Below are 25,914 nucleotides of genomic sequence, written 5' to 3'. Positions count from 1 at the left end.
GTGTTAATAAATTACTAGATAATTTAATTATTCAATAAAAAGTATTTTATGCTATTAAAAAAAAATAATTTACTTGATATGTCTCCTGAAGAATTGTTAGTTTTTTTCAATGAATTAGGGGAATGTTCTTTTCGTTGTAATCAGATAATGGATTGGATTTATAAAAAGTATTGCGATGATTTTAGTAAAATGACTAATTTAAATAAAGATTTAAGATTAAAATTAAATCAAATAGCGGAAATTAGTGCTCCCATTATTGTACATGAACACAAATCTAATGATGGAACAAGAAAATGGATGATGAAGATTGATAATAATAAATATATTGAAACAGTTTATATTCCTGATGATAAAAGAGCAACTTTATGTGTATCTTCACAATGCGGATGTGCTTTAGGATGTAGTTTTTGTGGTACAGCGAAGTTAGGATTTGTTAAAAATTTAAAAACATCAGAAATTGTTGGTCAAATATGGAGAATAGCAAAATTTATTTTTTATAATAATGCACATTTAAAAAATAATAATAAAATTATTCCTATTACTCATGTAGTGTTTATGGGAATGGGGGAGCCTTTATTAAATTTAATAAATGTTGTATCATCTATTAAGATTATATTAAGTAATTTTGGTTTTAATTTATCTAAACGTCATGTAACAGTGTCTACATCTGGAATTGTTCCAGGTATAGATAAATTAAAAGATATGATTGATATATCGTTAGCTGTATCCTTACATGCTCCTAATGATGCAATTAGAAATGAAATTATGCCAATTAATCGAAAATATAATATTGATTGTTTATTAAAATCAATTCGTTATTATTTACAACAAAAAAACTTTCGTAGTAGAAAGGTAACAATTGAATATATATTGTTAAATCGTATTAATGATGAGGTAGAACATGCACATGAATTAGCGAAAAAACTTATTACTTTTTCATGTAAAGTTAATTTAATGTTTTGGAATCCTATCGAGAATACTGAAAATCTAAACAGTGCTTCTTATAAAAGAATGAATAAATTTTATAAAATTTTAAAAAGTTATGGTATTGTAACGACAATTAGAAGAGTAAGAGGATTAGATATAAATGCTGCATGTGGACAATTAATAGGAAATTTTATTAATAATAAGATACATGACTAACAGGATCTATTAAATCATATGATATATGATGTGGTGGATTTATTATTTACAATAATTAATGTAAGTGCAGGAATACACATCAATATGTCAGTGTATTGTATATAATATAGATTTTATATTTAAAAATTTTTATTTATTTGTTATAACTTAAATAAGTTAGATTAATTATTCTTTTTTTGTTTTTTAATAACATTAATTATAGAGAATAAGGAATTTTTATTGATAGTGTAAGAATGTATGTATCTATAATATAAAAATCGAGGTAGTAATATGAATGATTTAATTAATATTATTCGTCGAAAGTCTACTCGTATATATGTTGGCGATGTTCCTATAGGGGATGGCGCTCCGATTGCAGTGCAATCTATGGTTAATACTCGTACTACAGATATTGTAGGGACAATCAATCAAATTAATGCTTTAAAAAAAGTAGGAGTCGATATTGTACGAATATCGATTCCTACTATGGATGCAGCTGAAGCGTTTAAACAAATTAAATTAAAAATTGTTGATATTCCATTGATAGCTGATATTCACTTTGATTATCGTATTGCGTTAAAAGCTGCAGAATATGGAGCAGATTGTTTAAGGATTAACCCTGGAAATATTGGGAATAGTAATCGTATTAGGTCTGTAGTGGATTGTGCTCGAGATAAAAATATTGCGATTAGAATTGGGGTAAATTCTGGATCTTTAGAACGTGATTTAGTAGATAAATATAAAGAAAGTTCTGTGGAACATATTTTATTAGAATCTGCGCTGCGTCATATAAATATTTTAGATAAATTTAATTTTCATCAGTTTAAGGTAAGTGTTAAATCTTCAGATGTATTTACTACTTTACGTGCATATCGAAAGATATCATCTAAAATCGATCAACCACTACATGTAGGATTAACTGAGGCTGGCTTGTTACGTAATGGAACGGTTAAATCTGCAATAGCTTTAGGTTTTTTATTGATGGAAGGAATTGGGGATACTATACGTATTTCTTTAGCTGCAGATCCTGTAGAAGAGGTAAAAGTAGCATTTGATATTTTAAGAGCTTTAAAAATACGAACTAGAGGAGTAAATTTTATAGCTTGTCCAGGATGCGCAAGACAAGAATTTGATGTTATTAGTGTAGTAAATTCTTTAGAGAAGAAAGTATGTGATATAGATACATCTATGGATGTATCTATTATTGGATGTGTAGTTAATGGACCGGGAGAATCATTATCATCAACTATAGGAGTAGCAGGAGCTAAAAATAAAAGCGGAATATATGAAGATGGAGTGAGACAAAAGGAACGTTGCGATAATAAATCAATAGTCAAAGAATTAGAACGTCGAATTCGTGCTAGATCTGTAATTAAATAATTAAATAATTATACTACTTATTTGAAGTAAATATAATTAATATGTTCAATATAATAAAATGTGTATGTCTATAGTATATGAAAAAAATTCAATCTGTTAGAGGGATGTACGATTGTTTACCTAAAGATACTTTTTTATGGCAAAAAATAGAAAATGTGCTCAAGGTTATATTGAGTAGTTATGGATATAATGAAATCAGATTTCCTATTGTAGAATTTACAGATTTATTTAAAAGAGCAATTGGAAAAGTAACAGATGTTGTTGAAAAAGAAATGTATAATTTTGATGATAAGAATGGAGATAATTTAACATTAAGACCAGAAGGAACAGCTGGGTGTGTTCGTGCTGGAATTGAACATTCTTTATTTTATCATCAAGAACAGAGGTTATGGTATATAGGGCCAATGTTTAGAAGAGAACGGCCTCAAAAAGGTCGATATAGACAATTTCATCAGTTTAGTGCAGAAGCTTTTGGTCAAATTGGTCCAGATATAGATGTTGAATTGATTTTAATTGCTGTGCGTTGTTGGAAAGAATTAGGAATTAGTGAATATGTAACATTAGAATTAAATTCTATAGGGTTGTTGTCATCTAGAGAATTATATCGAGAAAAATTAATAAATTTTTTAGAAAAGAATAGAGATAGTTTAAAGAGCGATATGATTCGGCGTTTATATTCTAATCCGATGCGTATTTTAGATACAAAAGATGATGAGTTAAAAAAAATATTGGTAAAAGCTCCTATTTTGTATGATTATTTAGATGAAGATTCTAAGAATCATTTTAATAAATTATGTAAATTGTTAGATATTCTTGGAGTATCTTATATTGTGAATCCGTATTTAGTACGTGGATTAGATTATTATAATCGCACAGTTTTTGAATGGGTGACAGAAAAATTAGGCGCTAAAAATACTATTTGTGCAGGTGGTCGTTATGATAATTTATCAAAACAGTTAGGAGGACAATCGGTGCCTGCTGTAGGATTATCTATTGGGTTAGAACGTGTATTATTGCTAATAAAGAGTATTAGTAATAATAGCATTATTACGCGTAATTTTATGCATGTAGATGTTTATATCATAAATTTAAGTAATTGTTCTCAACAATACTTATTTAATTTATCAGAAAATATTAGAAGTGAATTGCCGTTGTTACGTTTAATGGTAAATCATGGAGGAGGGAATTTTAAGAAGCAGTTTGATCAAGCTATTAAAAATAATGCTCGATTTGTTTTAATTATAACAGATCAAAATGTTTATGAAAAAACAGTTGTTTTGAAAGATATAAGATCTAAAAATCAAAATATTTTTACATATAATGAAATTATTAAAGAATTGAAAAATTTTTCATTTAAAGATTAAAAATAGCTATTTAGTTTAACATAAAAATAGTTGTTTTAATTTATTGAATTGGTTTTATTTGGAATGGATAAGAAAAAATTACCTATTGTTGCATTAATTGGAAAAAGAAATGTAGGAAAATCTACTTTATTTAATAAGTTAACACAAAATCGTTATGCATTAACAACAAATTGCTCTGGTTTTACTAGAGATAGGCAATATGGGTGCATTCAATATAAGAATAATAGATGTATTATTACAGATACAGGTGGAATTGATGAAAATTTTCATTCATTTCTTCAAAACTCTATTAATTGTCAAGCGAATTTAGCCATTAAAGAGGCTGATATTGTATTATTTGTAGTAAGTGGACATTCTTTAGAATCATCAACGGATTATAATATCGTTAAAAATTTACGTAAATTAGGAAAAAAAAATATATTTGTTGTAGTTAATAAAATCGATAATTTTAAGTCTAAGAATTTAGAAACTGGATATAATTATTATTCTTTTGGAATTGAAGAATTTATAACTGTTTCTGCAATTCATGGATATGGTATTGATATTTTGTTAGATAAGATATTTTTTAAAATAACACAAGAAATATTTGTGAGTGGTACAAGACAATCCTATCTTGTAAGTAAAGAAAGTAAAAATAGAGAATTTATAGCATTAGAAGATAATTCTATTAAACTGGCTGTAGTAGGTCGTCCAAATTCTGGAAAATCTACTTTTATAAATTATATATTACAAGAAAATCGTGTGATTACCTCTAGAATTCCAGGTACTACTAGAGATTCTATATATATCCCGGTTGTTTATTTTGATCAAAAATACATATTAATTGATACAGCAGGAATTCGAAGAAATAGAAAATATATTAATAATAATAATTTTTCATCGGAACAAATAGCTGTGTTTAAAACTTTACGAATTATTAAAAATGCTCATGTAACTTTATTAATGATTGATGTTCAAGAAGGTATTGTAGATCAGGATTTATCTTTATTGAATTTTATTATGAATAATGGTAAATCATTGGTAATAGCATTAAATAAATGGGATATTTTTCCATTTAAAAATGAAAAAAGATCCAAAGAAATTATTATTAAATTTTTAATGAATAGAATAAGATTTATGGGTTTTTCAACAATTAAAATTCATTTTATTTCTTCATTACATGGGGATGGAATGAAAGTATTATTTAAATCAATATCAAAAATGTATCATGATTCTTTAAAAGTTATTAGTACAACTGTTTTAACTCGTATCATGAATAAAGCTCTTATTGAACATAACCCTCCATTTTCTTCAAAAATGAAAGGTGTAGCACCTAAACCTAAATATGTACACATTGGAGGGTATAATCCAATAACCATTGTTATTCACGGGACTAGAGTTAATCAGTTATCTGTTGGATATAAAAAATATTTAAAAAAATATTTTTGTCGTGCTTTAAATTTAAACGGTATTTTTTTTCATATAAAATTTAAGGACACTATTAATCCTTTTGTATGAAAGAAACTATAAAGAATAAATTATTTATCATTTAATTTTATTCTATAAAAATTAAATGTAGAGTGTTTCTAGTGTTTTTTCTAAGTTGATTGGTTATTGTTATATTATTGTTATTAATGTATTGCAAATATGATGGTACTATTTCTTGAAGTTTAGATTTCCAGGAATTTCTGTACATTTGTTTATTAAACATAATGTATAACAATTTTATTGCTATTGCTACAGAAATTGATGCTCCTGGAGATGCGCCGAGTAGTGCTGATAATGTCCCGTTTGATGAATTTACTATTTCTGTTCCAAATTGTAAAGTACCTTTATTTTTTTGGTTTTTTTTAATAATTTGCACTCGTTGACCTGCTTGTATTAATGACCAATCTTTTGAATTAGCTTCCGGATAAAAATTTTTAAGAGAATGAATCCGATCTTTATGAGACATAGTTAATTGCTGAATTAAATATTTAATTAAAGATATATTATCTAGCCCAGCTTGAATCATTGGAAAAAAATTATTTTTATTTAAAGAGTAAAATAAATCTAACCAAGATCCGTATTTTAAAAATTTTCCAGTAAAAGTAGCAAATGGTCCAAATAATAAAACTTTATTTCCATTCAGTATACGAGTATCCAAATGAGGAATGGACATAGGAGGCATATGAATTGTAGAGTTACTATATACCTTTGCTGAATGTTGTGATACTATTTCTGGGTTTTGTGTAATAAGAAATTGACCTCCTACCGGAAAACCGGCATATCCTTGAATTTCTTTAATTTTAGAAGTTTGCAATAGATTAAGAGATCCTCCTCCTCCTCCAATAAATATATTTTTGGCATGAATATTCTTTTTGTTTTTATGTTGTGTATTGTTTATAGATATACTCCAGATATTATTATAAGATTGTATACACGTTACGTCATGTTGAAAATATATATTAAAATTAGGATTTTTCTTTAATTGATTTAATAATTGCTGTGTAATTTCTTCAAAATTAATGTCTGTTCCCATTGACATATAGGTGGCAGCTACTTTTTGAGATTTATTTCGTCCTTTCATAATTAGAGGAATCCATGATTCAATTTCTTCAGGATTCTCAGAATAGATCATTCCATTAAAAAATATATTTTTTTTTAATTCTTGAAATCGTGTTTTTAAAAAAGCAATGTTGTTTTCATTATGTACAAAACTTATATGAGGAATATTACGAATAAAAGATCCTGGATTTTTAAGAATATTTTCTTTAGTTAAGTATGCCCAAAATTGTAGTGATAATTCAAATGCGGTATTTATTGTAAGTGCTTTTTTAATGTCAACGGAATTGTTTATATTGTTATATTCTGTGTAATTTAATTCACAAAATGCAGCATGTCCTGTACCTGCGTTGTTCCAGTCATTAGAACTCTCTTGAGCTGGCTTATTTAAACGTTCATACATGTTTATTTTCCAGGATGGTTCTAACATTGTTAGAACCATCCCTAATGTTGTACTCATAATACCAGCTCCAATTAATGCAACATCAATAGGAGAATTTATTTTTATATTTGATTGTGAGAACAATTTTTGATTAGTAAAATTGTTGTTCATTTGAATATGTAATTGACTTTTAATAGGTTTAAATAACAATCTAACAAATAAACAAACATAATAATTTTATAAAATATTTAACATTTTATCTATACTATATTTTTCTAAAAAAATATACAATACTTTTAAGAAAAGATATTATTAATTGTTTTAATAAAATGATTTATGTATAAAGATTTAATTATTTTGATGATATAAAGATATATTATTTTTATCTGTGATAAAATAGTAAACATGTTTATCAGAATAGATCTTTTGATTATTAAAGTGTATTTGTATGAGTAGATTGCTATGATATAAATATATGTATGTATTATTTTATAATTTTGTATAGTATTTTTATTAAATTATATAAGACTGTGTATGTGCTATGTTTTTTTTAAAAGAATCTTTGACTTTTGATGATGTGTCTCTTATTCCAGAGAGATCGTCTGTGTTGCCTGCAGAAGTAACTTTAAAAACTCGAGTAACTGATTCTATTATTTTAAATATTCCTGTTGTTTCTGCAGCTATGGACACGGTGACAGAGTCTAGTTTGGCTATTGCTATAGCTCAAGAAGGAGGAGTAGGTTTTATACATAAAAATATGTCTTTAACAAAGCAAATTGATGAAGTAAGTCGGGTTAAACGTTATGAAAGTGGTGTTGTAACTAATCCTCAGTGTGTTTCTCCTAATACTACATTATTGGAAGTAAAAGAAAGAACCTTTCGAAATGGATTTGCTGGTTATCCGGTAGTAATAAATAAGAATGAATTAGTAGGAATTGTAACTAGCCGAGATGTACGTTTTATAAATAATTTAAAAACGTTAGTTTCTGATGTTATGACTCCTAAGGATCGATTAATAACAGTATGTGAGAAAAAAGATCGCAAAACAGTACTTACTAAGATGCATGAAAAAAGAGTAGAAAAAATATTGTTAGTAGATTCTTTATTTCATTTGAAAGGTATGATTACTGCAAAAGATTTTGAAAAATCAGAACGTAAGCCTAATGCATGTAAAGATAGTGATGGTCGATTAAGAGTTGGAGCAGCAATTGGTGTTAACACAGATTATAAAAATAGAATTGATGGATTGGTTAATGCTGGTATAGATATTTTATTAGTTGATTCATCTCATGGTCATTCGGAAAGTGTATTGAATTGCATTGCAGATATTCGAAGAATGTATCCTAATTTGCCTATTATAGGAGGAAATGTTGTTACTAAAGAAGGAGCTTTAGCGCTAAAAGCAGCTGGAGTTGATGCAATAAAAGTTGGAATAGGACCAGGTTCTATATGTACAACAAGGATTATAACTGGTGTAGGAATCCCTCAAATTACTGCTATATATGATGTATCGCAAGCATTAAAAAATACTAATATACCTATTATTGCTGATGGAGGTATTAGATTTTCTGGAGATATAGCTAAAGCTATAGCAGCGGGAGCACATTGTGTTATGGTTGGTTCTTTATTAGCAGGCACTGAGGAATCTCCAGGAGATATAGAGTTTTATCAAGGAAGATCGTTTAAGAGTTATAGAGGAATGGGTTCTTTAGGAGCTATGAATCGTGGTTCATCTGATCGATATTTTCAACAAGATGAAAATATCTCTGGAAAATTGGTTCCTGAAGGAATTGAAGGTCGGGTTATTTATAAAGGAAAATTGAAAATGATTATACATCAGTTAATGGGTGGATTGCGTTCTTGTATGGGATTGACAGGATGTTCAACTATTGATGATTTGAGAACAAAAACAAAATTTGTACGAGTTAGTTATTCTGGCATGCGAGAAGGTCATGTACATGATGTAACAATTACAAAAGAAGCTCCAAATTATCGATTAAAATAGAAAAAAAAGAATTACAAAGATCACATATACTTTGTATACTTCATGGTTTATATGCATATAAATATAAGAAGGATTTCAGCATATAGTATTTAATATTTTAAATTATTTTGAGATTATCAACAGGATTGAATGTAATATATGAAGTGTGCTAAATATCGGATTTTGGTTATAGATTTTGGCTCTCAGTATACTCAATTAGTTTTAAAAAGAATTCGGGAATTAGGAGTATATTCTATTTCGTGTCATTGGAATTTTAATATATCTCAATTTAATAAGTTAAATCCTAATGGAATTATTCTTTCTGGTGGACCTTGTAGTGCATATACAAATGATAAACCATGTGTTCCTGATTTTATTTTTGAATTAGATATTCCAATATTGGGGATATGTTACGGTATGCAAATTATGGTTAATCAATTAGGTGGCATAGTGCAATATGCTTGTGATCAAGGGGAATTTGGGTCTGCTCAAGTCAAAATCGTTACTCAAAATGTGTTAGTAAATGATATTTATGATTTCATTAATAATGAAGGTAGTGCAATATTGGAAGTTTGGATGAGTCATAGAGATTTAGTTACTGCTGTTCCTAATAGTTTTAATATTATCGGTTTAACTCAATATAATAAAATCGCTATTATAGCTCATGAAAAATATTATTGGTATGGTATACAGTTTCATCCAGAAGTGACTCACACTAGAAAGGGTTTTAATATTTTAAAAAGATTTGTTATAGATATTTGTAAATGTAAATCTTCATGGAGGTCAAGAAATATCATTAAAGATATTACTGAAAATGTAAAAAAAGTAGTAGGTCGAGATGAGGTGGTACTTGCTTTTTCTGGTGGTGTTGATTCTTGTGTTACTGCTTTATTATTACAAGGAGCAATTGATAATAGATTTATTTGTGTATTTGTCAATAATGGGTTGTTATGTTATAATGAAATTGAGAGATTCAATAATTTTTGTAAAAAATATCAAAATTTGAATATTGTGTGTTTGTCGGAAGAAAAGAGATTTTTAAATGCTTTAGTTGGTATTGTAGATCCAGAAGAAAAAAGAAAAATAATAGGCAAGACATTTATAGAGGTATTTGAATCATACGTAAGTGAAAGGAAAAATATTAAGTGGCTTGTTCAAGGTACTATATATTCAGATATAATCGAATCTGGGGTATCATCAGATAATAGCAATTCAGTGATTCATTTAATTAAATCCCATCATAATGTAGGAGGTCTTCCAGGTGTTCTAAATCTAAAATTATTAGAACCTATAAAGAAATTGTTTAAAGATGAAGTGCGTAGTATTGGATTGAGTTTAGGATTATCTCATGAAATAGTGTATAGGCATCCTTCTCCTGGACCGGGAATAGCGGTAAGAATATTAGGAGAAGTGAAGGAAGAATATTGCAATATACTTAGACAAGCTGATCGAATTTTTATTGAAGAATTGTACAATGAAAATTTATATGACAAAATAAATCAGGCGTTTGCAGTGTTTTTACCTATACATTCAGTAGGAGTACAAGGAGATAATCGAAAATATAAGTGGGTGATAGCATTGCGTGCTATAGAAACAGTAGATTTTATGACAGCTAGATGGGTAAATTTACCTTATAAATTTTTAGATAAAGTATCTAATCGTGTTGTTAATGAAATTAAAGATGTATCTCGTGTTGTATATGATGTTTCTAGTAAACCTCCTGCTACCATTGAATGGGAATAGTTAATTACATTAATTTTTTGATGAGAATAGAGTAAGATAGGAATAGTTGTTTTTATAATAAAGAATTATAACTAGTTGGATTTTTGTTCAAAAAAAAAAGATAGACAATCGTTAATTATATTGTAGTTATTAGGTATAATAAATTTATATTATTATATTAGTTTTTTATACTGATGAGAAATATATTGAATTAAAGTAATTTAAATTAATTTAAATATATTAAATTGATGAGTAGTTACATTATAACAAATTAAGTTTAATTATTGTGATAGAAAAGAAGTTATTATATAACAACCCTGATGGTTGGTTAGGAAAGTTAGAGTTAAATTTTTCTTTAGTAAAAGGACGTAGTGTGTTGGTAAAAAATCGTCATTTTGGTCCATTTTTAGTACAAAAAAGTTTTTATCCAGAAAAAGATGGAAGTACTCCTCATGTATATTTATTACATCCTTCTGGTGGAATGGTAGGAGGAGATCGATTAGAATTGTCGGTAAATTTAGAATCTGAAAGTCGGGCATTGTTAACTACGCCAAGTTCTGGTAAATTTTATAAAACTAATGGAAAATTGGCATTGCAAAAATATTTTTTTAAGATACAAAATGATGCTGCTTTAGAATGGATTCCTCAAGGTAGTATTTTTTTTCCTAAATCAAAAGTTCAAATGCATACAACCTTTCAGTTAGAAAAAGGAGCTAGAATGATTTCATTTGAAATTTTATGTTTTGGGAATACTAATCTTATGGGGATATATAAAGCTCCAAAAGAAATAGATATTTCTTTAAATATATATGCATTTGGATTTGTAGGATTAAGAGATCGGTTGAAAATTAGCACACAACAAGAAAATTGCATTAATAGTAAATTAGGAGGTTTTAAAATAAGTGCCACTTTATTTGCAATTCCATCGAATGCAATTATATTAAAACAAGTACGAAAATTAGTTCAATCTGTTGTAGGAGTTCAAATAGGTGGAGTAACATTATTGGATGAATTACTTATAGTAAGATTATTAGGGAATGATAGTCAAAAGTTAAAGAAATTGTTGTTGTGTATTTGGAGTACAATACGTCCTGTTATAATTGGAAAGGAAGCTGTGATTCCACGTATTTGGTTTACATAAAAAATCGAGATTATTGTTTATTATTATGAAATTATTACCAAGAGAAAAAGATAAGCTGTTAGTATTTATGGCTGCTTTAGTAGCACAAAAAAGACGTGATAAAGGGTTAAAATTGAATTATCCTGAGTCTATCGCTTTGATAAGTTCTGTGATTTTAGAAGGTGCTCGAGAAGGGAAAAGTGTGTCAGAATTAATGGAATTAGGAAGATCTATATTGAGTAGAGATGATGTAATGTTGGGAGTTCCTGAAATGATTGATAATATTCAAGTTGAAGCTACTTTTCCTGATGGAACTAAATTAATAACCGTACATGATCCAATAATTTAAAGTTTTGTATGATATTTTAAGGTAAAAATCATGATTCCAGGTGAATTTTACATAACAGATGGTGTAATAGAATTAAATTCTGATCGAAAATGTGTGATTGTTATTGTTACAAATCATGGAGATAGACCAATCCAAGTTGGGTCTCATTTTCATTTTTATGAAGTAAATACTATGTTAAAATTTAATAGAAAGATATCTATTGGTTTTCGATTAAATATTCCTTCTGGAACATCAATAAGATTTGAACCAGGTCAAATTAGAACAGTAGAGTTAGTACAATATTCGGGAAAACTTCAAGTTTTTGGATTTCGAAAGAAAATTATGGGGAGATTAAATTAATAATTTATGTATAGATTAAGTAGAAAAACATATTCTGAAATATATGGTCCAACTTTTGGTGATTCTGTACGGTTGGCGGATACTGATTTATGGGCTAAAATAGAAAAAGATTTTACTATATATGGAGAAGAAGTAAAATTTGGAGGAGGAAAGGTTATACGAGATGGTATGGGACAGAGCCAATTGAGTAGTAAAAATTGTGTTGATTTAGTATTAACTAATGCAGTAATTATAGATCATTGGGGTATTATTAAAGCTGATATTGGGATAGTTAATGGACGTATTGTTGGTATTGGAAAATCAGGTAATCCAGATGTTCAGCCTGGAATTACTATTTGTATTGGTCCTGGAACAGAGGTGATATCAGCAGAAGGTAAAATTGTTACTGCTGGCGGAGTTGATACGCATGTTCATTTTATTTGTCCTCAGCAAATAGAAGAAGCGTTATATTCTGGAATTACTACATTAATTGGTGGAGGTACGGGTCCGTCTACTGGAACTAATGCAACGACTTGTACTCCTGGACCATGGTTTATATCTAGAATGTTACAAGCATCCGATTCATTACCTGTTAATATTGGTTTTACTGGAAAGGGTAGTGCTTCATTACCAGAATCGTTGATAGAGCAAATAGAGTCTGGAGCAGTTGGATTAAAAATACATGAAGATTGGGGTGCAACTCCTTCTGTTATTGATTGCTGTTTAAATGTAGCAGATCAATTTGATATTCAAGTGTCTATCCATACAGATACTTTAAATGAGTCTGGATTTGTAGAAGATACAATATCTGCTATAAATAATAGAACAATACACACTTATCATACTGAAGGAGCAGGTGGAGGACATTCTCCAGATATTATACGAATGTGTGAATTTAGTAATGTTTTACCATCATCTACTAATCCTACGATGCCATATACTACTAATACTATTGACGAACATTTAGATATGATGATGGTTTGTCATAATTTAAATTTTAATCTTCCTGAAGATATAGCTTTTGCAGAATCTAGAATTCGTAGAGAGACAATTGCTGCAGAAGATATTTTGCATGATTTAGGAGCTTTATCCATGATATCTTCTGATTCACAAGCTATGGGTAGGATTGGGGAAACAATTTTAAGAACTTGGCAAACTGCTCATAAGATGAAATTACAACGTGGATCATTAAAAGAAGATTGTAAATATAATGATAATATTCGTATAAAACGATATATTGCTAAATATACAATTAATCCTGCTATAACTCATGGTATTTCTCATGAAGTTGGTTCTGTTGAATTGGGAAAATTAGCTGATTTAGTATTATGGAATCCTTCTTTTTTTGGTGTTAAGCCAGATTTAGTGATAAAAGGAGGAATGATTATATCTGCAATTATGGGAGATCCTAATGCTTCTATACCTACTCCTCAACCAGTACGTTATAGATTAATGTTTGGAAGATTTGGTCATGCTAGACATTCTGTTCGAATGACTTTTGTATCTGAAATAAGTTATAATTTAGATATAATCGATCGTTTAAAATTGGTTAGTTTAATTGGAAAAATTAAAAAATGTAGAAGTATTCAAAAAAAGGATATGATTAATAATGCGTGGCAACCTGTTATTGAAGTAGATCCTCAGACGTATGAGGTTAGAGCAGATGGAAAATTGTTAACTTGCGAACCTGTTTCTGAGCTTCCAATGGCGCAGCGTTATTTTTTGTTTTAATTAATGTATATATAAAAGAAATATATTAATATATGTGGAAGTGTATTTTGTATTTGTGAATTAAAAATATTTTGTGTACAATATTTAAAATATATGTTTATTATAATTTATTATTGAAATAGTATAGTGCAGATTGAAGAGTTTTTTATTTTTATAACAGTATCGTTGTATAAGATTATTTTTCATTAAATATATATTATATATTTTTAATTATATAATGGACATCTATCATAGCGATAAGGCATTATTATCTCTTATACAATTGATTAGTTCTAATTTGCCAATAGGAGGATTTAGTTATTCTAAGGGATTAGAATCAGCAATAGAATTAGGATGGGTAAAATCTATTGAAAATTTTGTAGATTGGCAAAAACAATGGATTCATGGTCAACTCATGTATCAAGATTGGCCTATGTTGAAACGTTGTTATTATTATTCTAAAATTAATGATTCTGTGAAATTTGAAGAATGCGCTTTAAGGATTTTATCATATTGTGATACTTATGAATTAAGAATGGAAGAGCAACAGCGCGGAAAAGCGATATCTAAGTTAATTTTACAATGGTATTCTCCGATTGATGAAATTTGGATATCAGGGTTTCAATATAGTGGATTAGCGGCAATAGCATGGTTAGGTTGTTTTTGGAATATTCCTATTAAAAACTTAGCATTAGGATATGCTTATAATATATTGGAATCTTCTATCATTATAGGGATAAAATTGATACCTTTTGGTCAAAATAAAGCACAACAATTGATAAGATATTTATCAAGTTTTTTCCCGAAAGTTTGGGATAAAGCAAAAATTGTAACAGATTGTGAATTAGGAAGTAATTTTTTGCTTCAATCCATAGCCTCCTCGTGCCATGAAGTTCAGTATTCTAGATTATTTCGCTCTTAATTATGATTTAATTGTGTATTAATATGTATTATTATTTTTTCGAATATCTATTATATACACCTTTATAAATATATATTATATAATTTAAAAATATTTAATCAATAAAAATGGTATTTTGTTAATGATAAAAAATATTAATATAATAAAACCTCTTAAAGTAGGGGTAGGTGGTCCTGTAGGTTCTGGAAAAACTTTGTTAATTGAGATGTTATGTAAAAAAATGAAACAAAATTATCAATTAGCAGTAGTAACGAATGATATCTATACTACAGAAGATAAGCGTATTTTAGTAGATGCAGGCGCATTAGAATCTGATCGTATTATTGGAGTTGAAACGGGTGGATGTCCTCATACTGCTATTAGAGAAGATGCGTCTATGAATTTACTGGCTATTGAAGAATTGATGAACAGATTTAAAGATTTAGATATTATTTTTATAGAAAGTGGTGGAGATAATTTAAGTGCTACATTTAGTCCTGAATTAACAAATTTAAATTTTTACGTTATTGATGTTGCAGCAGGAGATAAAATACCTCGTAAAGGAGGTCCAGGTATTACTAAGTCTGATTTATTAATAATTAATAAAATTGATTTAGCTGTATATGTTGAAGCATCATTAGAAGTAATGAATAGGGATATTAGTCGAATTCGTAAAAAGAACTCATGGGTTTTTACTAATTTAAAAGTGGGTAATGGAATACAGCATATTGTTGATTTTATATTAAAACAAGAAATTTTTCCTATGAAATATTAGATTTATTTTTATTAATGTATTGTTTTTGTTTAGAAAGATGAAAGTTAAAAAATAAACATTTTAAAAGTAAATAATAATGAAAATGTGACTTCATTACAATGAAGTGAGTATTAGTTAAAAAAATTAAGCATTTATTCTTGAATTACTTGTAATATGATACGAAGAAGAATGGAGATTATTTGTTTTATAGTAATTCCAAGAATTAATTAAAGAAAAAATTAATCGAATTATTAATACAATAAAACTGATTAAAAAAACTCCTTTTGCAATTCTAATTTTTGTTTTCTTTTTTTTCATTGGTCATAATGATATATGATATTACAAATATATCAATGAAATTATGAAATAAAATAGAATTTTTAATATCAAAAAACAACATCATAGATTATTTTTAAAATTTTATTAAAAATATATAAAGAATTTTTTTTTATTAAATATATGATTAAAATATATTTAATATTGAAGTAATGAAACAATATATATTGTATATGATTGTTTTTTTAGTTATTATCATTTTTTGTTACTTATGTTGTAGTGAATTATAATCATAAAATATAGTATTGTATTAGAATAGTATGATAGTGTATTCAATAGGAATATAATCGTATGAAAGTAATTGAAGTTCACCACCCTTTAGTACAACATAAGTTAGGATTAATGCGTATTTGTGATATTAGTACTAAACGTTTTCGTGAGTTATCTTCAGAATTAGGAAGTTTATTAACTTATGTAGCTACTGATAATTTAGAAATAGAAACAGTAGTGATTGAAGGATGGAATGGATTAGTAAAAATTGCGCGTATAAAAGGGAAAAAAATAACGGTTGTGCCTATTTTAAGAGCTGGGTTAGGTATGATGGATGGTGTTTTAGAGCATATTCCTAGTGCTCGTATTAGTATGATAGGAGTGTATAGACATGAAGTTACTTTGGAACCAATACCTTATTTTCATAAATTAGTATCTAAAATTAATAAACGTATGGCAATGGTATTAGATCCTATGATAGCTACTGGTGGCACTATAATTGCTGCTATTAATTTGTTAAAAGAATCAGGATGTCATAATATAAAAATTTTATCCTTGGTAGCTGCACCAGAAGGTATTGCGGCTTTGGAAAAAAAACATCCAGATGTTGAGTTATATTTAGCATCTATTGATCAACAGCTCAATACACATGGTTATATTATTCCTGGACTTGGGGATGCTGGAGATAAAATTTTTGGAACAAAATAATAATTAAATGATTATTTTATTAGTATTTTAATAAAATTTTTAAGTATAGTCAGAGTAATATGGCGATTTAATTATAGATATTTAAGATATCTAATATTTAATATTAATATTCAAAATTGATTTATATATTTAAATAATTTAATATAATTTTTTGTATGGTTTAAAATTTTTGAATACTTTTGCTTGTAGCAGTTATTCTTTGTTTGTTTATTAAAAATAAACGATTCTATAAATTTTGTTATATTTTTATTTATGATTTTACTGTATATTAAATTTTTAATAAATTTAGTGTATAAGTTAAATATACAGTGAAGTATAGAATTTTGTAGAAAATTACTATTTTCTGATTCATTTAAATCAATATTAATTTTATTTTCAATCTTATTATATGTAGATTTTAAAATAACATTATTAATAATATTTATTGATAATAAAAATTATAATAAACAAATATTATTTATTTTTTAAGTATGAAGAACAATAAATTGATGTATACTGATATTAGTTATTAGATTTAATAGTTACATCCTATAATATAGGATGTAACTATTATTAAAGTACAAATTAATTTTTTATTAATAGAAATTAAATTATATGTCAAGTATAATTTTCTATTAATTTTTATTAAATTTCTTACAATAGTTTATATAATAATAAATATTATAATATATTATTATTGTTTTAATTTTTGTATTTTTGATATATAGGTTTTATGTTATGTTTTTGGAGAGAGGGTGATTCATGTTTACTGGTAGTATAGTTGCATTGGTTACACCGATGGATTTGAGAGGAGATATAGATCGAAAAAGTTTAAAAAAATTGGTAGAGTATCATATAACTAGTGGGACTTCTGCTATTGTTTCTGTAGGAACTACAGGAGAAATGTCTGGTCTTACGCATGCAGAGCATGTTAATGTAGTGATGTGGACTTTAGAATTTTGTGATGGAAGATTACCTGTCATAGCTGGAACTGGGTCTAATTCTACTGCTGAAGCTATTTTGTTAACTAAGCAATTTAATAATAGTGATATAGCTGCATGTTTAAGTGTTACTCCTTATTATAATCGTCCGAATCAAGAAGGTTTATTTACACATTTTCAAGCGATTTCAGAAAATACAGAATTATTACAAATATTATATAATGTGCCTGCTAGAACTGGATGTGATTTATTGCCAGAAACAGTAGGTCGTTTGTCAAAAATTAAAAATATAATAGGGATTAAGGAAGCTACAGGAAATTTAAATCGAGTAAATCAAATTAAGCGATTGGTTGATGAAGATTTTATTTTGCTTAGTGGAGATGATTTAAGTGCATTAGATTTTATGAGATTAGGAGGAGATGGAGTAATTTCTGTAACAGCAAATATAGCTGCAAAAGAAATGTCAATGCTTTGTGATTTAGCTAAGCAGAATAATTTTAAACATGCTCAATATGTGAATAATTGTTTAATACCAGTACATCAAGCTTTATTTTTTGATTCTAACCCTATTCCAGTAAAATGGGCTTGCAAGGAATTAGGTTTAATACCTTATGATACTCTTAGACTTCCCATGACTTCATTATCAGAAAAAAATATAAGTTTAGTGAGAAAATCTTTAATAAATGCTAATTTGTTATAGTAATTATTAACGAAATATTTCATATAGGTGGTGTTTATTGTACAAAATTAAAAGAAGTAATTGTATATATATGCGGTTATTGATTTTACAATTTTTTTGTATATTTTTGTTATCAGGATGTTTTTTTGTGAGAAAAATAAATAGAAATGTTTATTATTGTTCACTAAATTCAGATGACAATTTACAATATGACAGTTATTGTAAAGATGATTATTATTTATATAAACTAAAAATCCCAAAGAATTTGGATATTATTTTACCTGTTCCATGTACTGATTATAGTATACCTAATACAACGAACGTTATTGAAATGAAAAAAATAAATGAAAATTATGCAAACAGTAGTAACATTAGTATATGTCCTCCTGTTATATTAGAAAAGGAGAATATATTAAATTGAATTATAATATATACACATGCTTTTTTAGTTGTTCTAATTATTGTATTATTAGATTTAAGTTAAATAACTGTAATTTTTTTAATAAATAATTTATATATGAAATTATAGAGGAATTTATAATAATATTTCTTCCATGATTTTAAAATAAAAATAACTTAATAATTGTAAATCTGTTAGTTTAATACATTCATTAAGTTTATGAATAGTGCTATTAAGAGCTCCTAATTCCAAAACTTCTGCTCCCATTTTAACGATAAATCTTCCGTCAGAAATACCTCCTGTTGTTTCTAATTGAGGAGTGATATTATGATTATAGTATGTTTCAATAATATTAATAACAGTATTGGTAAGTTTTCCCGGTTTACTAAAATAAGGTTTTGATATTGACTCCCAATTAATACAATAGTGTAAATGATGAGTTGATAAAATTTCATTAATTCGATTTTGAATGCTTTTAATAGAAGATTGTTCACTAAAGCGTAGATTAAAATTTAATATTAATTGATTAGGTGTAGTGTTATTTGTTATATAGTTAGGAATACTGTGAATGTTAGTTATTTGCATGGAAGTTGTAGGAAATATTACGCTATCTTTTTGATCCCATTTAGTGTGTATTAACTCGGATAACATAGGAATTGTTAAATGTATTGGATTTCTTAAGAGTTTAGGATAAGCTACATGTCCTGATAAACCGTGTATAGTTAATTTACAAGTACAGGATCCTCGTCGTCCATTTTTAATGATATCTCCTATTTTATTTTGGCTAGATGGTTCGCCTACTATACAGTATTCTATTTGTTCATTTCGATTAATTAATTTTTGTATTACTTTTTTTGTTCCGTATTCCCCAGAGCCTTCTTCATCAGAAGTCAAAAGAAATGCTATTCTTTCTTTATGATAAGGGTGTTGTTTAATAAAATAATAAGTAGCTATCAGCATTGCTGCTAAGGCTCCTTTCATATCTGATGCACCTCTACCATATAATATTCCATTATTTATTATCCCTGAAAAAGGTGGATATTTCCAATTTTGAACATTACCAGGAGATACTACGTCTGTGTGACCTAAAAATAATAATGTATACTGTTTCTTTTGTTTTTGTTTGTTTTGTCCGTCTCGATAAGCCCAAATATTATATGTGTTATAGAAATTCATTAATTCTATATTAAATTGTAATGATTTTAAATAGCAAGAGATAATATGTTGACAGTTATGGTCATGTGGGTTAATTGAAGGTTGGTTAATGAGTTTTTTGGTTAATTCTATTAATGAAATAGTCATATTATATTATATATTAATGCAATTAATGTTTAGATAATTTTTGTAATCATGTATATAATTATTCTTGTTTCAATTAATTTTTATTATATAATTTGATAAAAATATATAAATAATTGTAAAAATTTAATTTGATTTTAGTAATTTATATGATTCTTGTAATATATAATTTACAGTAAAATTGAAAAAATTGAATAATTTATGTGCTGGAGCAGATTTTCCAAATTCATTTATTCCAATTATTTTACCATACGGCCCTACATATTTATACCAAAAATCATTACTACCGGCTTCAATAGATAATTTATTTAGTATTTTTTTTGGTAATACATATTCTTGGTATGTAATATCTTGTTTATCAAAAATATTAGTGGAAGGCATAGAAACTACTTGTATTTTATATCCTTTTTCAGTAAGTATATGATATGTCTGAATTGCTAATTCAACTTCAGATCCAGTAGCAATGATTATTAAGTCAGGAATTTTTTGACAATTTTTTAATATATATCCTCCACGGGAAATATTAGTAATTTGTGTTGTTGTGTATTTTTGTTGTTTTAGTGTTTGTCTAGATAAAATTAAAGCGGTTGGGCCTTGATATTCAATTGCTGATTTCCAAGCAATTGTGGTTTCTATTTGATCACAAGGTCTCCAAACTTGTAAATTAGGAATAATACGTAAACTGGATAGTTGTTCTATAGGTTGGTGGGTTGGTCCATCTTCTCCTAATCCAATAGAATCATGAGTATAAATCATGATGTGATGATTATTCATAAGAGCTGCCATACGAATGGCGTTTCTAGAATAATCACTAAATGTTAAAAAAGTTGCTGTATAAGGTAAAAAACCTCCATGACTAGCTATGCCATTAGCTATTGCAGTCATTCCAAATTCTCGAACACCATAATGAATATAATTACCTGAGGGGTTTTTTACAATAGAAACAGACCGAGAACAAGTAGTCAGATTACTAGGGGTTAAATCAGCCGATCCTCCTAAAAGTTCTGGCAATTTTTTATATAAATATTCAATAACAATTTGAGACGCTTGACGAGTAGCAATATTTTTAGGATTTTCATTTATTTCTTTTATAATTTTTTGTATTTCTATATTCCAATTTTTTGGTAATTCATTTTTTGTTCGTCTTATAAGTTCCTGAGATAAATTAGGATAAGCAATTTGATATTGATAAAATATTTTGTTCCATTCATTTTCTTTGTTTTTTCCTGATTGAATAGCATTCCAAGCATGGTATATTTCTGGAGGAATTAAAAATGCTGTTTCTTCTTTCCAGGATAATGTACGTCTAGTTTCAGAAATTTCTGATATTCCTAATGGTGATCCATGAGCACTAGATTTTCCGTGTTTATTTGGAGATCCAAAAGCAATAATGGTTTTAAAAATTAATAATGATGGTTTATTCACTTCAGATCTAGCTTGCTCAATAGCGATTTTAATAGCATCTCTGTGATGGCCATTTATATTATCTATGACATGCCATCCGTAAGATTTAAATCTCATGGCTGTATTATCAGAAAACCATTCTTCAGTATCTCCATCAATAGAAATATTATTGCTATCGTAAAATACAATTAGTTTGTTTAAATGCATTGTTCCAGCTAATGAACAGGCTTCATGAGAAATTCCTTCCATCATACAACCATCTCCAGTAAAAACGTAAGTATAATGATCGATAATATTAAACGAAGGCCGATTGAATTGTTTTGCAAGCGTTCGTTCTGCTAATGCAAATCCTACAGCATTAGCTAATCCTTGCCCCAAAGGTCCTGTTGTAACTTCAACGCCATCGGTATGTTTGTATTCTGGATGACCGGGAGTTTTGGAATTTAGTTGTCTAAAATTTTTTAAATCTTCTATAGATAAATTGTATCCTGTAAGATGTAAAATGCTGTATAGTAGCATAGAAGCATGCCCATTTGATAAAATAAATCGATCTCTATTTATCCAATGTGGATTATTTGGGTTATGATTCATGTATTCTCTCCATAAAACTTCAGCAATATCAGCCATACCCATAGGAGCTCCTGGATGTCCAGAGTTTGCATGTTGTATGCAATCCATACTTAAGATACGTATGGCATTAGCTAAGGTTTTATATTTTTGTTCCATAGATATTTCCTCTTTTCTTATTTATTATAAAATAACATTGAATAATGTAGTTATAGTTATTTCGTAAAAAGTGTATTTAAATATTGTTGGTTTATAAAAAAATCTTTTGATATTTTCATTTAAGTTATTAATTTCCATTTTATCTTTTTTTATGTTTTAAAAAAAAGTTAATTTCAGAAGAAGGATTAAACGTTTAAGTATTTTTTTTTCAGAAGGGAATAATTGATGTTTAACAAATCTTGAATTATTGTATGATTTTCTTAATAAACTTGGAGAAATAGTTAAACGATCACAACTAGATATAGTTAAAGTTGGTTGAAATGCACGAAAACTGGTTTTCATAATCATTTTGCTATAATTGTATATTTGACAATAATGATATTTTTTACTGTCTTGATGTTAGTAGGGTTATTATCTATGCAATATGTTGTTAATAAATTATTTTTATTGCGCCAATCATAAATACGATTAATGACAGGTGATATTGAAAATATGTTACTTTTAGAGTATGTACTTGCTTGAATAAAATAGAATAATGATGTTAGCAGGTTGCATTTTGTTATAATTTTTTTTGATTTTTCAGTTGCTCTAATTTTTTTATGAGTAGATGAAATTTTTATTAATGTTAGTAATGATACATCTATATTTTTTTTTTGGTGTAATTTAATAAGTTTGTATGTTTTTTGTATTATTAAATCTTTTTTTAAAAAAAGATTTATATCTGTTTTAGTAAAAATATATTCTGTAATTTTTTTTAAAATTTTAAATCTATTATTTACTACTAATTTGTTGCTTCGATCATATATTAATTGTTGAGCATAAGTTAGATTATTTTTGAATAACGCAGAATATGTAGTAAATAATAGAGATTTTAAGGTAAGAGATAGATTAATTATAGCATATTGAGTTTTATATAATAAAATATCTTCAATATTTTTAGTGTTTACTGAAATTATAGAATTTTTTTTTAAACTATTTAATTCGTTCATTATAATTTATGAGTTCTATTGTATATGTGTAGTAGAAATCATCGAAAATCATTTAATTATTTTTTATTTATTATATATAGTATGATTAACAATTCACATGCTATAATATAATACTAGTTATTAATGTAATTAATACATTAATATAGCATATATTCATAAAAATACTAAGTGCGTTTTATTTAAAATAATAGAAATATCGTATATTAAATGAATAAATTTATTGTTGCAAGTAAAGAATTATTTTTTCAGAAATTAATTGTAAGAAATAAATTATTATGTTTAATTAAAAAGAAAAATGTATCTAATATATTTTTTATATATATAATCATATATATGTTAGTATACATCAATTATGATGTATTTTGTAATTTTAAATAAAATTTAATAAATTAATTTGTGTTGAAAATTATTTTATGTAATTGGTGTATAGTTAATTAACTAAGGTCAATTAAATTGTATTATTTATTAAATATCTACGAGATGTAAATAAATAAAGTTTGTTTATCTGTAGTTATGTATATATATTTTATGTATAGTTTTATATTGTATAAATGGACACTAGTAATAGCTAATGGCTATTATGAGTAGTAAAGGAGAGTTGTATTATATGATAAAGATCCACAGTTATAAATGAAAAATGAAATTGTTTGTGTAAGGCTATTGATACTATAATTATAATAAGTTATATATTATCTGCAAATTAGTAAATATTTTCTATTTAATTATAATTTTTATATTGAAATCCCCTATGATTGTTGTAGGTAGTTTTTTTCGAATAATAAAAATAACAATATTGTTATATTATATAATATGTACTTCAGTTTATAGTACTATTTTATTAAATAGTTCGTACGATGTGTCGAGAGAATTATTTTCAGAAATTAATTCTAATTTTATTTTATATTGGAAAAATAAACATCCTGAAGATACAGTGATTATTCGTCAGTCTCACGCAGGATCTACTAGGCAAGCAATAGCTATATTACAAGGATTACGTGCAGATGTAGTGACTTATAATCAAATTATAGATGTACAAATATTACATGATCGTGGACATTTAATACCTAAAGATTGGCAAGATAGATTACCAAATCGTAGTTCTCCTTTTTATTCAATAATGTCGTTTTTAGTTAGACAAGGAAACCCAAAAAAAATCTACAACTGGAATGATTTGACACAAGATGGATTGAAAATAGTATTTCCCAATCCGAAGACATCTGGAAATGGACGTTATACTTATTTGGCTGCTTGGAATGCTTTTTTAAAAGATAGCGATAACAACATGGAGTTTACTCGTGAAAAAATGCGAAAAATTTTAAAAAATGTAATGATATTTGATTCTGGAGGACGCTCTTCTACTGCTACTTTTGTTGATCGTAATCAAGGTGATGTATTAATAAATTTTGAGTCAGAATCAAGATTTATACAAGATCAGTTTAAAGATAATAATTATGAAATTATTATACCTAATCCAAATGTTCTCGTAGAATTTCCAGTCACTTGGATAGATAAAAATGTTTTTAGGAATGGTACTCAAAATATAGCTAAGGCTTATTTAGAATATCTTTATACTGATGAAGCTAAAAAAATTATTGGTAAATTTGGATATAGAGTTAATATGACTAATTCTACACAAATAGATCAAAATGTATTTTCTTCCATTCAGTTGTTTAGAGTAGAGGATCAATATGGAAAAGATTGGAATATTATTATGCATACTCATTTTAAACGTGGTGGAGAATTAGATCAATTATTATCATCTATAGGAAAGAATTAATTATGTTGTTTGTTGGTAGTCAAAAATTACCTGGATTTGGTATAGCTCTTGGAAATAGTCTATTATTTATTTGTTTAATTTTACTATTACCTTTAAGTGCATTAATAATTCAATTATTTCAAATTAGTTGGATTCAATATTGGAATATAATTACAGATCCTGCATTGTTAATGGCTTATAAAGTAACTTTTTTATCTGCAGGAATAGCAATGTTATTTAATTCAGTATTTGGGATAATGGTATCTTGGGTTATTGTTAGGTACAAATTTTTTGGTCATAGATTATTGGATGCCGTAATAGATTTACCTTTTGCTTTACCGACAGCTGTAGCTGGACTAACTTTAGCTGCATTATTTTCAGAGTCCGGATGGTATGGTAGTTATTTAATGACTCATTTAGGAATATCGGTGTCTTATACATGGATAGGCATTGCAATTGTAATGGTTTTTACAAGTATTCCGTTTGTGGTAAGAGCCGTTCAGCCTGTTTTAGAGGAAATTTCTATAGAATATGAAGAATCGGCAAAAATTCTTGGAGCAAATAATTGGCAGGTTTTTTGTAATATCATTTTTCCAGAATTAGCTCCAGCTTGGTTATTTGGTACAGTATTGTCATTCATACGTAGCTTAGGAGAATTTGGAGCAGTAATTTTTATCGCTGGAAATATTTCTTGGAAAAATGAAGTTATATCATTAGTTATTTTTGTTAGATTACAAGAATTTGATTATCCTGCAGCTAGTGCGATTTCTTCTGTAATATTGATTATATCGCTATTATTATTAATCTTTATTAATATATTTCAGCTACGTTCGCAACAAAGATTTAAAGGGTTTTAAT

At 27.1% G+C, this 25,914-nt stretch carries 23 protein-coding genes; 17 read left to right on the top strand and 6 right to left on the bottom strand.

Annotated features, from left to right (window positions below; all coding sequences use genetic code 11):
* Window positions 1-48: 48 nt before the first annotated feature.
* The 4 genes from rlmN to der all read left to right on the top strand — a co-directional run bounded on the left by rlmN (window position 49) and on the right by der (window position 5,363).
* Window positions 49-1,143, top strand: coding sequence for a dual-specificity RNA methyltransferase RlmN (gene rlmN, locus Bpudo544_RS02690; protein ID WP_500825243.1), 1,095 nt, complete (start codon window positions 49-51; stop codon window positions 1,141-1,143).
* Between the two features lie 270 nt (window positions 1,144-1,413).
* On the top strand, window positions 1,414-2,502 hold the full coding sequence (gene ispG / locus Bpudo544_RS02685; protein ID WP_500825242.1) for a flavodoxin-dependent (E)-4-hydroxy-3-methylbut-2-enyl-diphosphate synthase: 1,089 nt from the start codon (window positions 1,414-1,416) through the stop codon (window positions 2,500-2,502).
* 77 nt (window positions 2,503-2,579) lie between these two features.
* Window positions 2,580-3,866, top strand: a complete 1,287-nt coding sequence (gene hisS, locus Bpudo544_RS02680) for a histidine--tRNA ligase (protein ID WP_500825241.1) — start codon at window positions 2,580-2,582, stop codon at window positions 3,864-3,866.
* Window positions 3,867-3,929: 63 nt separating this feature from the next.
* Entirely contained in the window at window positions 3,930-5,363 is a 1,434-nt protein-coding gene (gene der, locus Bpudo544_RS02675) for a ribosome biogenesis GTPase Der (RefSeq protein WP_500825240.1), read from the top strand.
* Window positions 5,364-5,400: 37 nt separating this feature from the next.
* Here der and mqo read toward each other — a convergent pair whose 3' ends face one another.
* Complete coding sequence (gene mqo / locus Bpudo544_RS02670; RefSeq protein WP_500825239.1) at window positions 5,401-6,942, bottom strand: malate dehydrogenase (quinone); 1,542 nt, start codon at window positions 6,940-6,942, stop codon at window positions 5,401-5,403.
* A 370-nt stretch (window positions 6,943-7,312) separates the two neighbouring features.
* Between mqo and guaB the strand changes: the two genes are divergently transcribed.
* From guaB to ureG, 8 genes are all read left to right on the top strand, one after another.
* Window positions 7,313-8,776 carry an IMP dehydrogenase gene (gene guaB / locus Bpudo544_RS02665; protein ID WP_500825238.1) on the top strand — a complete coding sequence of 488 codons (1,464 nt, stop codon included), beginning with the start codon at window positions 7,313-7,315 and terminating at the stop codon, window positions 8,774-8,776.
* Window positions 8,777-8,914: 138 nt separating this feature from the next.
* Window positions 8,915-10,498 (top strand): glutamine-hydrolyzing GMP synthase, encoded by a 1,584-nt coding sequence (gene guaA, locus Bpudo544_RS02660; protein WP_500825237.1) that lies wholly within the window; start codon window positions 8,915-8,917, stop codon window positions 10,496-10,498.
* 265 nt (window positions 10,499-10,763) lie between these two features.
* Window positions 10,764-11,618 (top strand): urease accessory protein UreD, encoded by an 855-nt coding sequence (locus tag Bpudo544_RS02655; RefSeq protein WP_500825236.1) that lies wholly within the window; start codon window positions 10,764-10,766, stop codon window positions 11,616-11,618.
* Between the two features lie 25 nt (window positions 11,619-11,643).
* Entirely contained in the window at window positions 11,644-11,946 is a 303-nt protein-coding gene (locus tag Bpudo544_RS02650) for an urease subunit gamma (RefSeq protein ID WP_500825234.1), read from the top strand.
* Window positions 11,947-11,976: 30 nt separating this feature from the next.
* Window positions 11,977-12,285, top strand: coding sequence for an urease subunit beta (locus tag Bpudo544_RS02645; protein WP_500825232.1), 309 nt, complete (start codon window positions 11,977-11,979; stop codon window positions 12,283-12,285).
* A gap of 6 nt (window positions 12,286-12,291) precedes the next feature.
* On the top strand, window positions 12,292-13,995 hold the full coding sequence (ureC, locus tag Bpudo544_RS02640; RefSeq protein WP_500825231.1) for an urease subunit alpha: 1,704 nt from the start codon (window positions 12,292-12,294) through the stop codon (window positions 13,993-13,995).
* Window positions 13,996-14,212: 217 nt separating this feature from the next.
* A complete protein-coding gene (locus Bpudo544_RS02635; RefSeq protein ID WP_500825230.1) occupies window positions 14,213-14,896 on the top strand; it encodes an urease accessory protein UreF in 684 nt (227 codons plus the stop codon).
* Window positions 14,897-15,029: 133 nt separating this feature from the next.
* The gene (ureG, locus tag Bpudo544_RS02630; protein WP_500825646.1) at window positions 15,030-15,650 is read left to right on the top strand and encodes an urease accessory protein UreG; all 621 of its coding nucleotides are present in this window, start codon (window positions 15,030-15,032) and stop codon (window positions 15,648-15,650) included.
* Window positions 15,651-15,773: 123 nt separating this feature from the next.
* On the opposite strand, the gene Bpudo544_RS02625 is transcribed toward ureG, so the two are convergent.
* Window positions 15,774-15,947 (bottom strand): DUF2633 family protein, encoded by a 174-nt coding sequence (locus Bpudo544_RS02625; RefSeq protein WP_500825229.1) that lies wholly within the window; start codon window positions 15,945-15,947, stop codon window positions 15,774-15,776.
* Window positions 15,948-16,256: 309 nt separating this feature from the next.
* On the opposite strand from Bpudo544_RS02625, the gene upp reads away from it, so the two are divergent.
* The 3 genes from upp to Bpudo544_RS02610 all read left to right on the top strand — a co-directional run bounded on the left by upp (window position 16,257) and on the right by Bpudo544_RS02610 (window position 18,903).
* Window positions 16,257-16,883: a uracil phosphoribosyltransferase gene (gene upp, locus Bpudo544_RS02620; protein ID WP_500825228.1), complete on the top strand. Its 627-nt coding sequence runs from the start codon at window positions 16,257-16,259 to the stop codon at window positions 16,881-16,883.
* 741 nt (window positions 16,884-17,624) lie between these two features.
* Window positions 17,625-18,503: a 4-hydroxy-tetrahydrodipicolinate synthase gene (gene dapA / locus Bpudo544_RS02615; RefSeq protein ID WP_500825227.1), complete on the top strand. Its 879-nt coding sequence runs from the start codon at window positions 17,625-17,627 to the stop codon at window positions 18,501-18,503.
* A gap of 70 nt (window positions 18,504-18,573) precedes the next feature.
* Entirely contained in the window at window positions 18,574-18,903 is a 330-nt protein-coding gene (locus Bpudo544_RS02610) for a hypothetical protein (protein WP_500825226.1), read from the top strand.
* Window positions 18,904-19,017: 114 nt separating this feature from the next.
* On the opposite strand, the gene dapE is transcribed toward Bpudo544_RS02610, so the two are convergent.
* The 4 genes from dapE to Bpudo544_RS02590 form a co-directional block, all read right to left on the bottom strand.
* The gene (gene dapE / locus Bpudo544_RS02605; RefSeq protein WP_500825225.1) at window positions 19,018-20,184 is read right to left on the bottom strand and encodes a succinyl-diaminopimelate desuccinylase; all 1,167 of its coding nucleotides are present in this window, start codon (window positions 20,182-20,184) and stop codon (window positions 19,018-19,020) included.
* Window positions 20,185-20,307: 123 nt separating this feature from the next.
* On the bottom strand, window positions 20,308-22,311 hold the full coding sequence (tkt, locus tag Bpudo544_RS02600; RefSeq protein WP_500825224.1) for a transketolase: 2,004 nt from the start codon (window positions 22,309-22,311) through the stop codon (window positions 20,308-20,310).
* A gap of 156 nt (window positions 22,312-22,467) precedes the next feature.
* Window positions 22,468-22,653 carry a hypothetical protein gene (locus Bpudo544_RS02595; RefSeq protein ID WP_500825223.1) on the bottom strand — a complete coding sequence of 62 codons (186 nt, stop codon included), beginning with the start codon at window positions 22,651-22,653 and terminating at the stop codon, window positions 22,468-22,470.
* Window positions 22,654-22,655: 2 nt separating this feature from the next.
* Window positions 22,656-23,300, bottom strand: coding sequence for a transaldolase family protein (locus Bpudo544_RS02590; protein WP_500825221.1), 645 nt, complete (start codon window positions 23,298-23,300; stop codon window positions 22,656-22,658).
* Between the two features lie 748 nt (window positions 23,301-24,048).
* On the opposite strand from Bpudo544_RS02590, the gene cysP reads away from it, so the two are divergent.
* Together cysP and cysT are read left to right on the top strand one after the other, a co-directional pair.
* Complete coding sequence (gene cysP / locus Bpudo544_RS02585) at window positions 24,049-25,077, top strand: thiosulfate ABC transporter substrate-binding protein CysP (protein ID WP_500825220.1); 1,029 nt, start codon at window positions 24,049-24,051, stop codon at window positions 25,075-25,077.
* A 2-nt stretch (window positions 25,078-25,079) separates the two neighbouring features.
* Window positions 25,080-25,913, top strand: coding sequence for a sulfate/thiosulfate ABC transporter permease CysT (cysT, locus tag Bpudo544_RS02580; protein ID WP_500825218.1), 834 nt, complete (start codon window positions 25,080-25,082; stop codon window positions 25,911-25,913).
* Window position 25,914 lies beyond the last annotated feature (1 nt).

It is taken from the genome of Blochmannia endosymbiont of Camponotus pudorosus (genome assembly GCF_059934925.1).
Note: the sequence above shows the minus strand (reverse complement) of the source record. Positions and strands in the feature narration are given on the sequence as shown.

Coding starts and splice junctions, on each gene's coding strand:
- rlmN (WP_500825243.1), top strand. CDS start 49: ATGCTATTAAAAAAAAATAATTTACTTGATATGTCTCCTGAAGAATTG.
- ispG (WP_500825242.1), top strand. CDS start 1,414: ATGAATGATTTAATTAATATTATTCGTCGAAAGTCTACTCGTATATAT.
- hisS (WP_500825241.1), top strand. CDS start 2,580: ATGAAAAAAATTCAATCTGTTAGAGGGATGTACGATTGTTTACCTAAA.
- der (WP_500825240.1), top strand. CDS start 3,930: ATGGATAAGAAAAAATTACCTATTGTTGCATTAATTGGAAAAAGAAAT.
- mqo (WP_500825239.1), bottom strand. CDS start 6,942: ATGAACAACAATTTTACTAATCAAAAATTGTTCTCACAATCAAATATA.
- guaB (WP_500825238.1), top strand. CDS start 7,313: ATGTTTTTTTTAAAAGAATCTTTGACTTTTGATGATGTGTCTCTTATT.
- guaA (WP_500825237.1), top strand. CDS start 8,915: ATGAAGTGTGCTAAATATCGGATTTTGGTTATAGATTTTGGCTCTCAG.
- Bpudo544_RS02650 (WP_500825234.1), top strand. CDS start 11,644: ATGAAATTATTACCAAGAGAAAAAGATAAGCTGTTAGTATTTATGGCT.
- Bpudo544_RS02645 (WP_500825232.1), top strand. CDS start 11,977: ATGATTCCAGGTGAATTTTACATAACAGATGGTGTAATAGAATTAAAT.
- ureC (WP_500825231.1), top strand. CDS start 12,292: ATGTATAGATTAAGTAGAAAAACATATTCTGAAATATATGGTCCAACT.
- Bpudo544_RS02635 (WP_500825230.1), top strand. CDS start 14,213: ATGGACATCTATCATAGCGATAAGGCATTATTATCTCTTATACAATTG.
- Bpudo544_RS02625 (WP_500825229.1), bottom strand. CDS start 15,947: ATGAAAAAAAAGAAAACAAAAATTAGAATTGCAAAAGGAGTTTTTTTA.
- upp (WP_500825228.1), top strand. CDS start 16,257: ATGAAAGTAATTGAAGTTCACCACCCTTTAGTACAACATAAGTTAGGA.
- dapA (WP_500825227.1), top strand. CDS start 17,625: ATGTTTACTGGTAGTATAGTTGCATTGGTTACACCGATGGATTTGAGA.
- Bpudo544_RS02610 (WP_500825226.1), top strand. CDS start 18,574: ATGCGGTTATTGATTTTACAATTTTTTTGTATATTTTTGTTATCAGGA.
- dapE (WP_500825225.1), bottom strand. CDS start 20,184: ATGACTATTTCATTAATAGAATTAACCAAAAAACTCATTAACCAACCT.
- tkt (WP_500825224.1), bottom strand. CDS start 22,311: ATGGAACAAAAATATAAAACCTTAGCTAATGCCATACGTATCTTAAGT.
- Bpudo544_RS02595 (WP_500825223.1), bottom strand. CDS start 22,653: ATGAAAACCAGTTTTCGTGCATTTCAACCAACTTTAACTATATCTAGT.
- Bpudo544_RS02590 (WP_500825221.1), bottom strand. CDS start 23,300: ATGAACGAATTAAATAGTTTAAAAAAAAATTCTATAATTTCAGTAAAC.
- cysP (WP_500825220.1), top strand. CDS start 24,049: ATGATTGTTGTAGGTAGTTTTTTTCGAATAATAAAAATAACAATATTG.
- cysT (WP_500825218.1), top strand. CDS start 25,080: ATGTTGTTTGTTGGTAGTCAAAAATTACCTGGATTTGGTATAGCTCTT.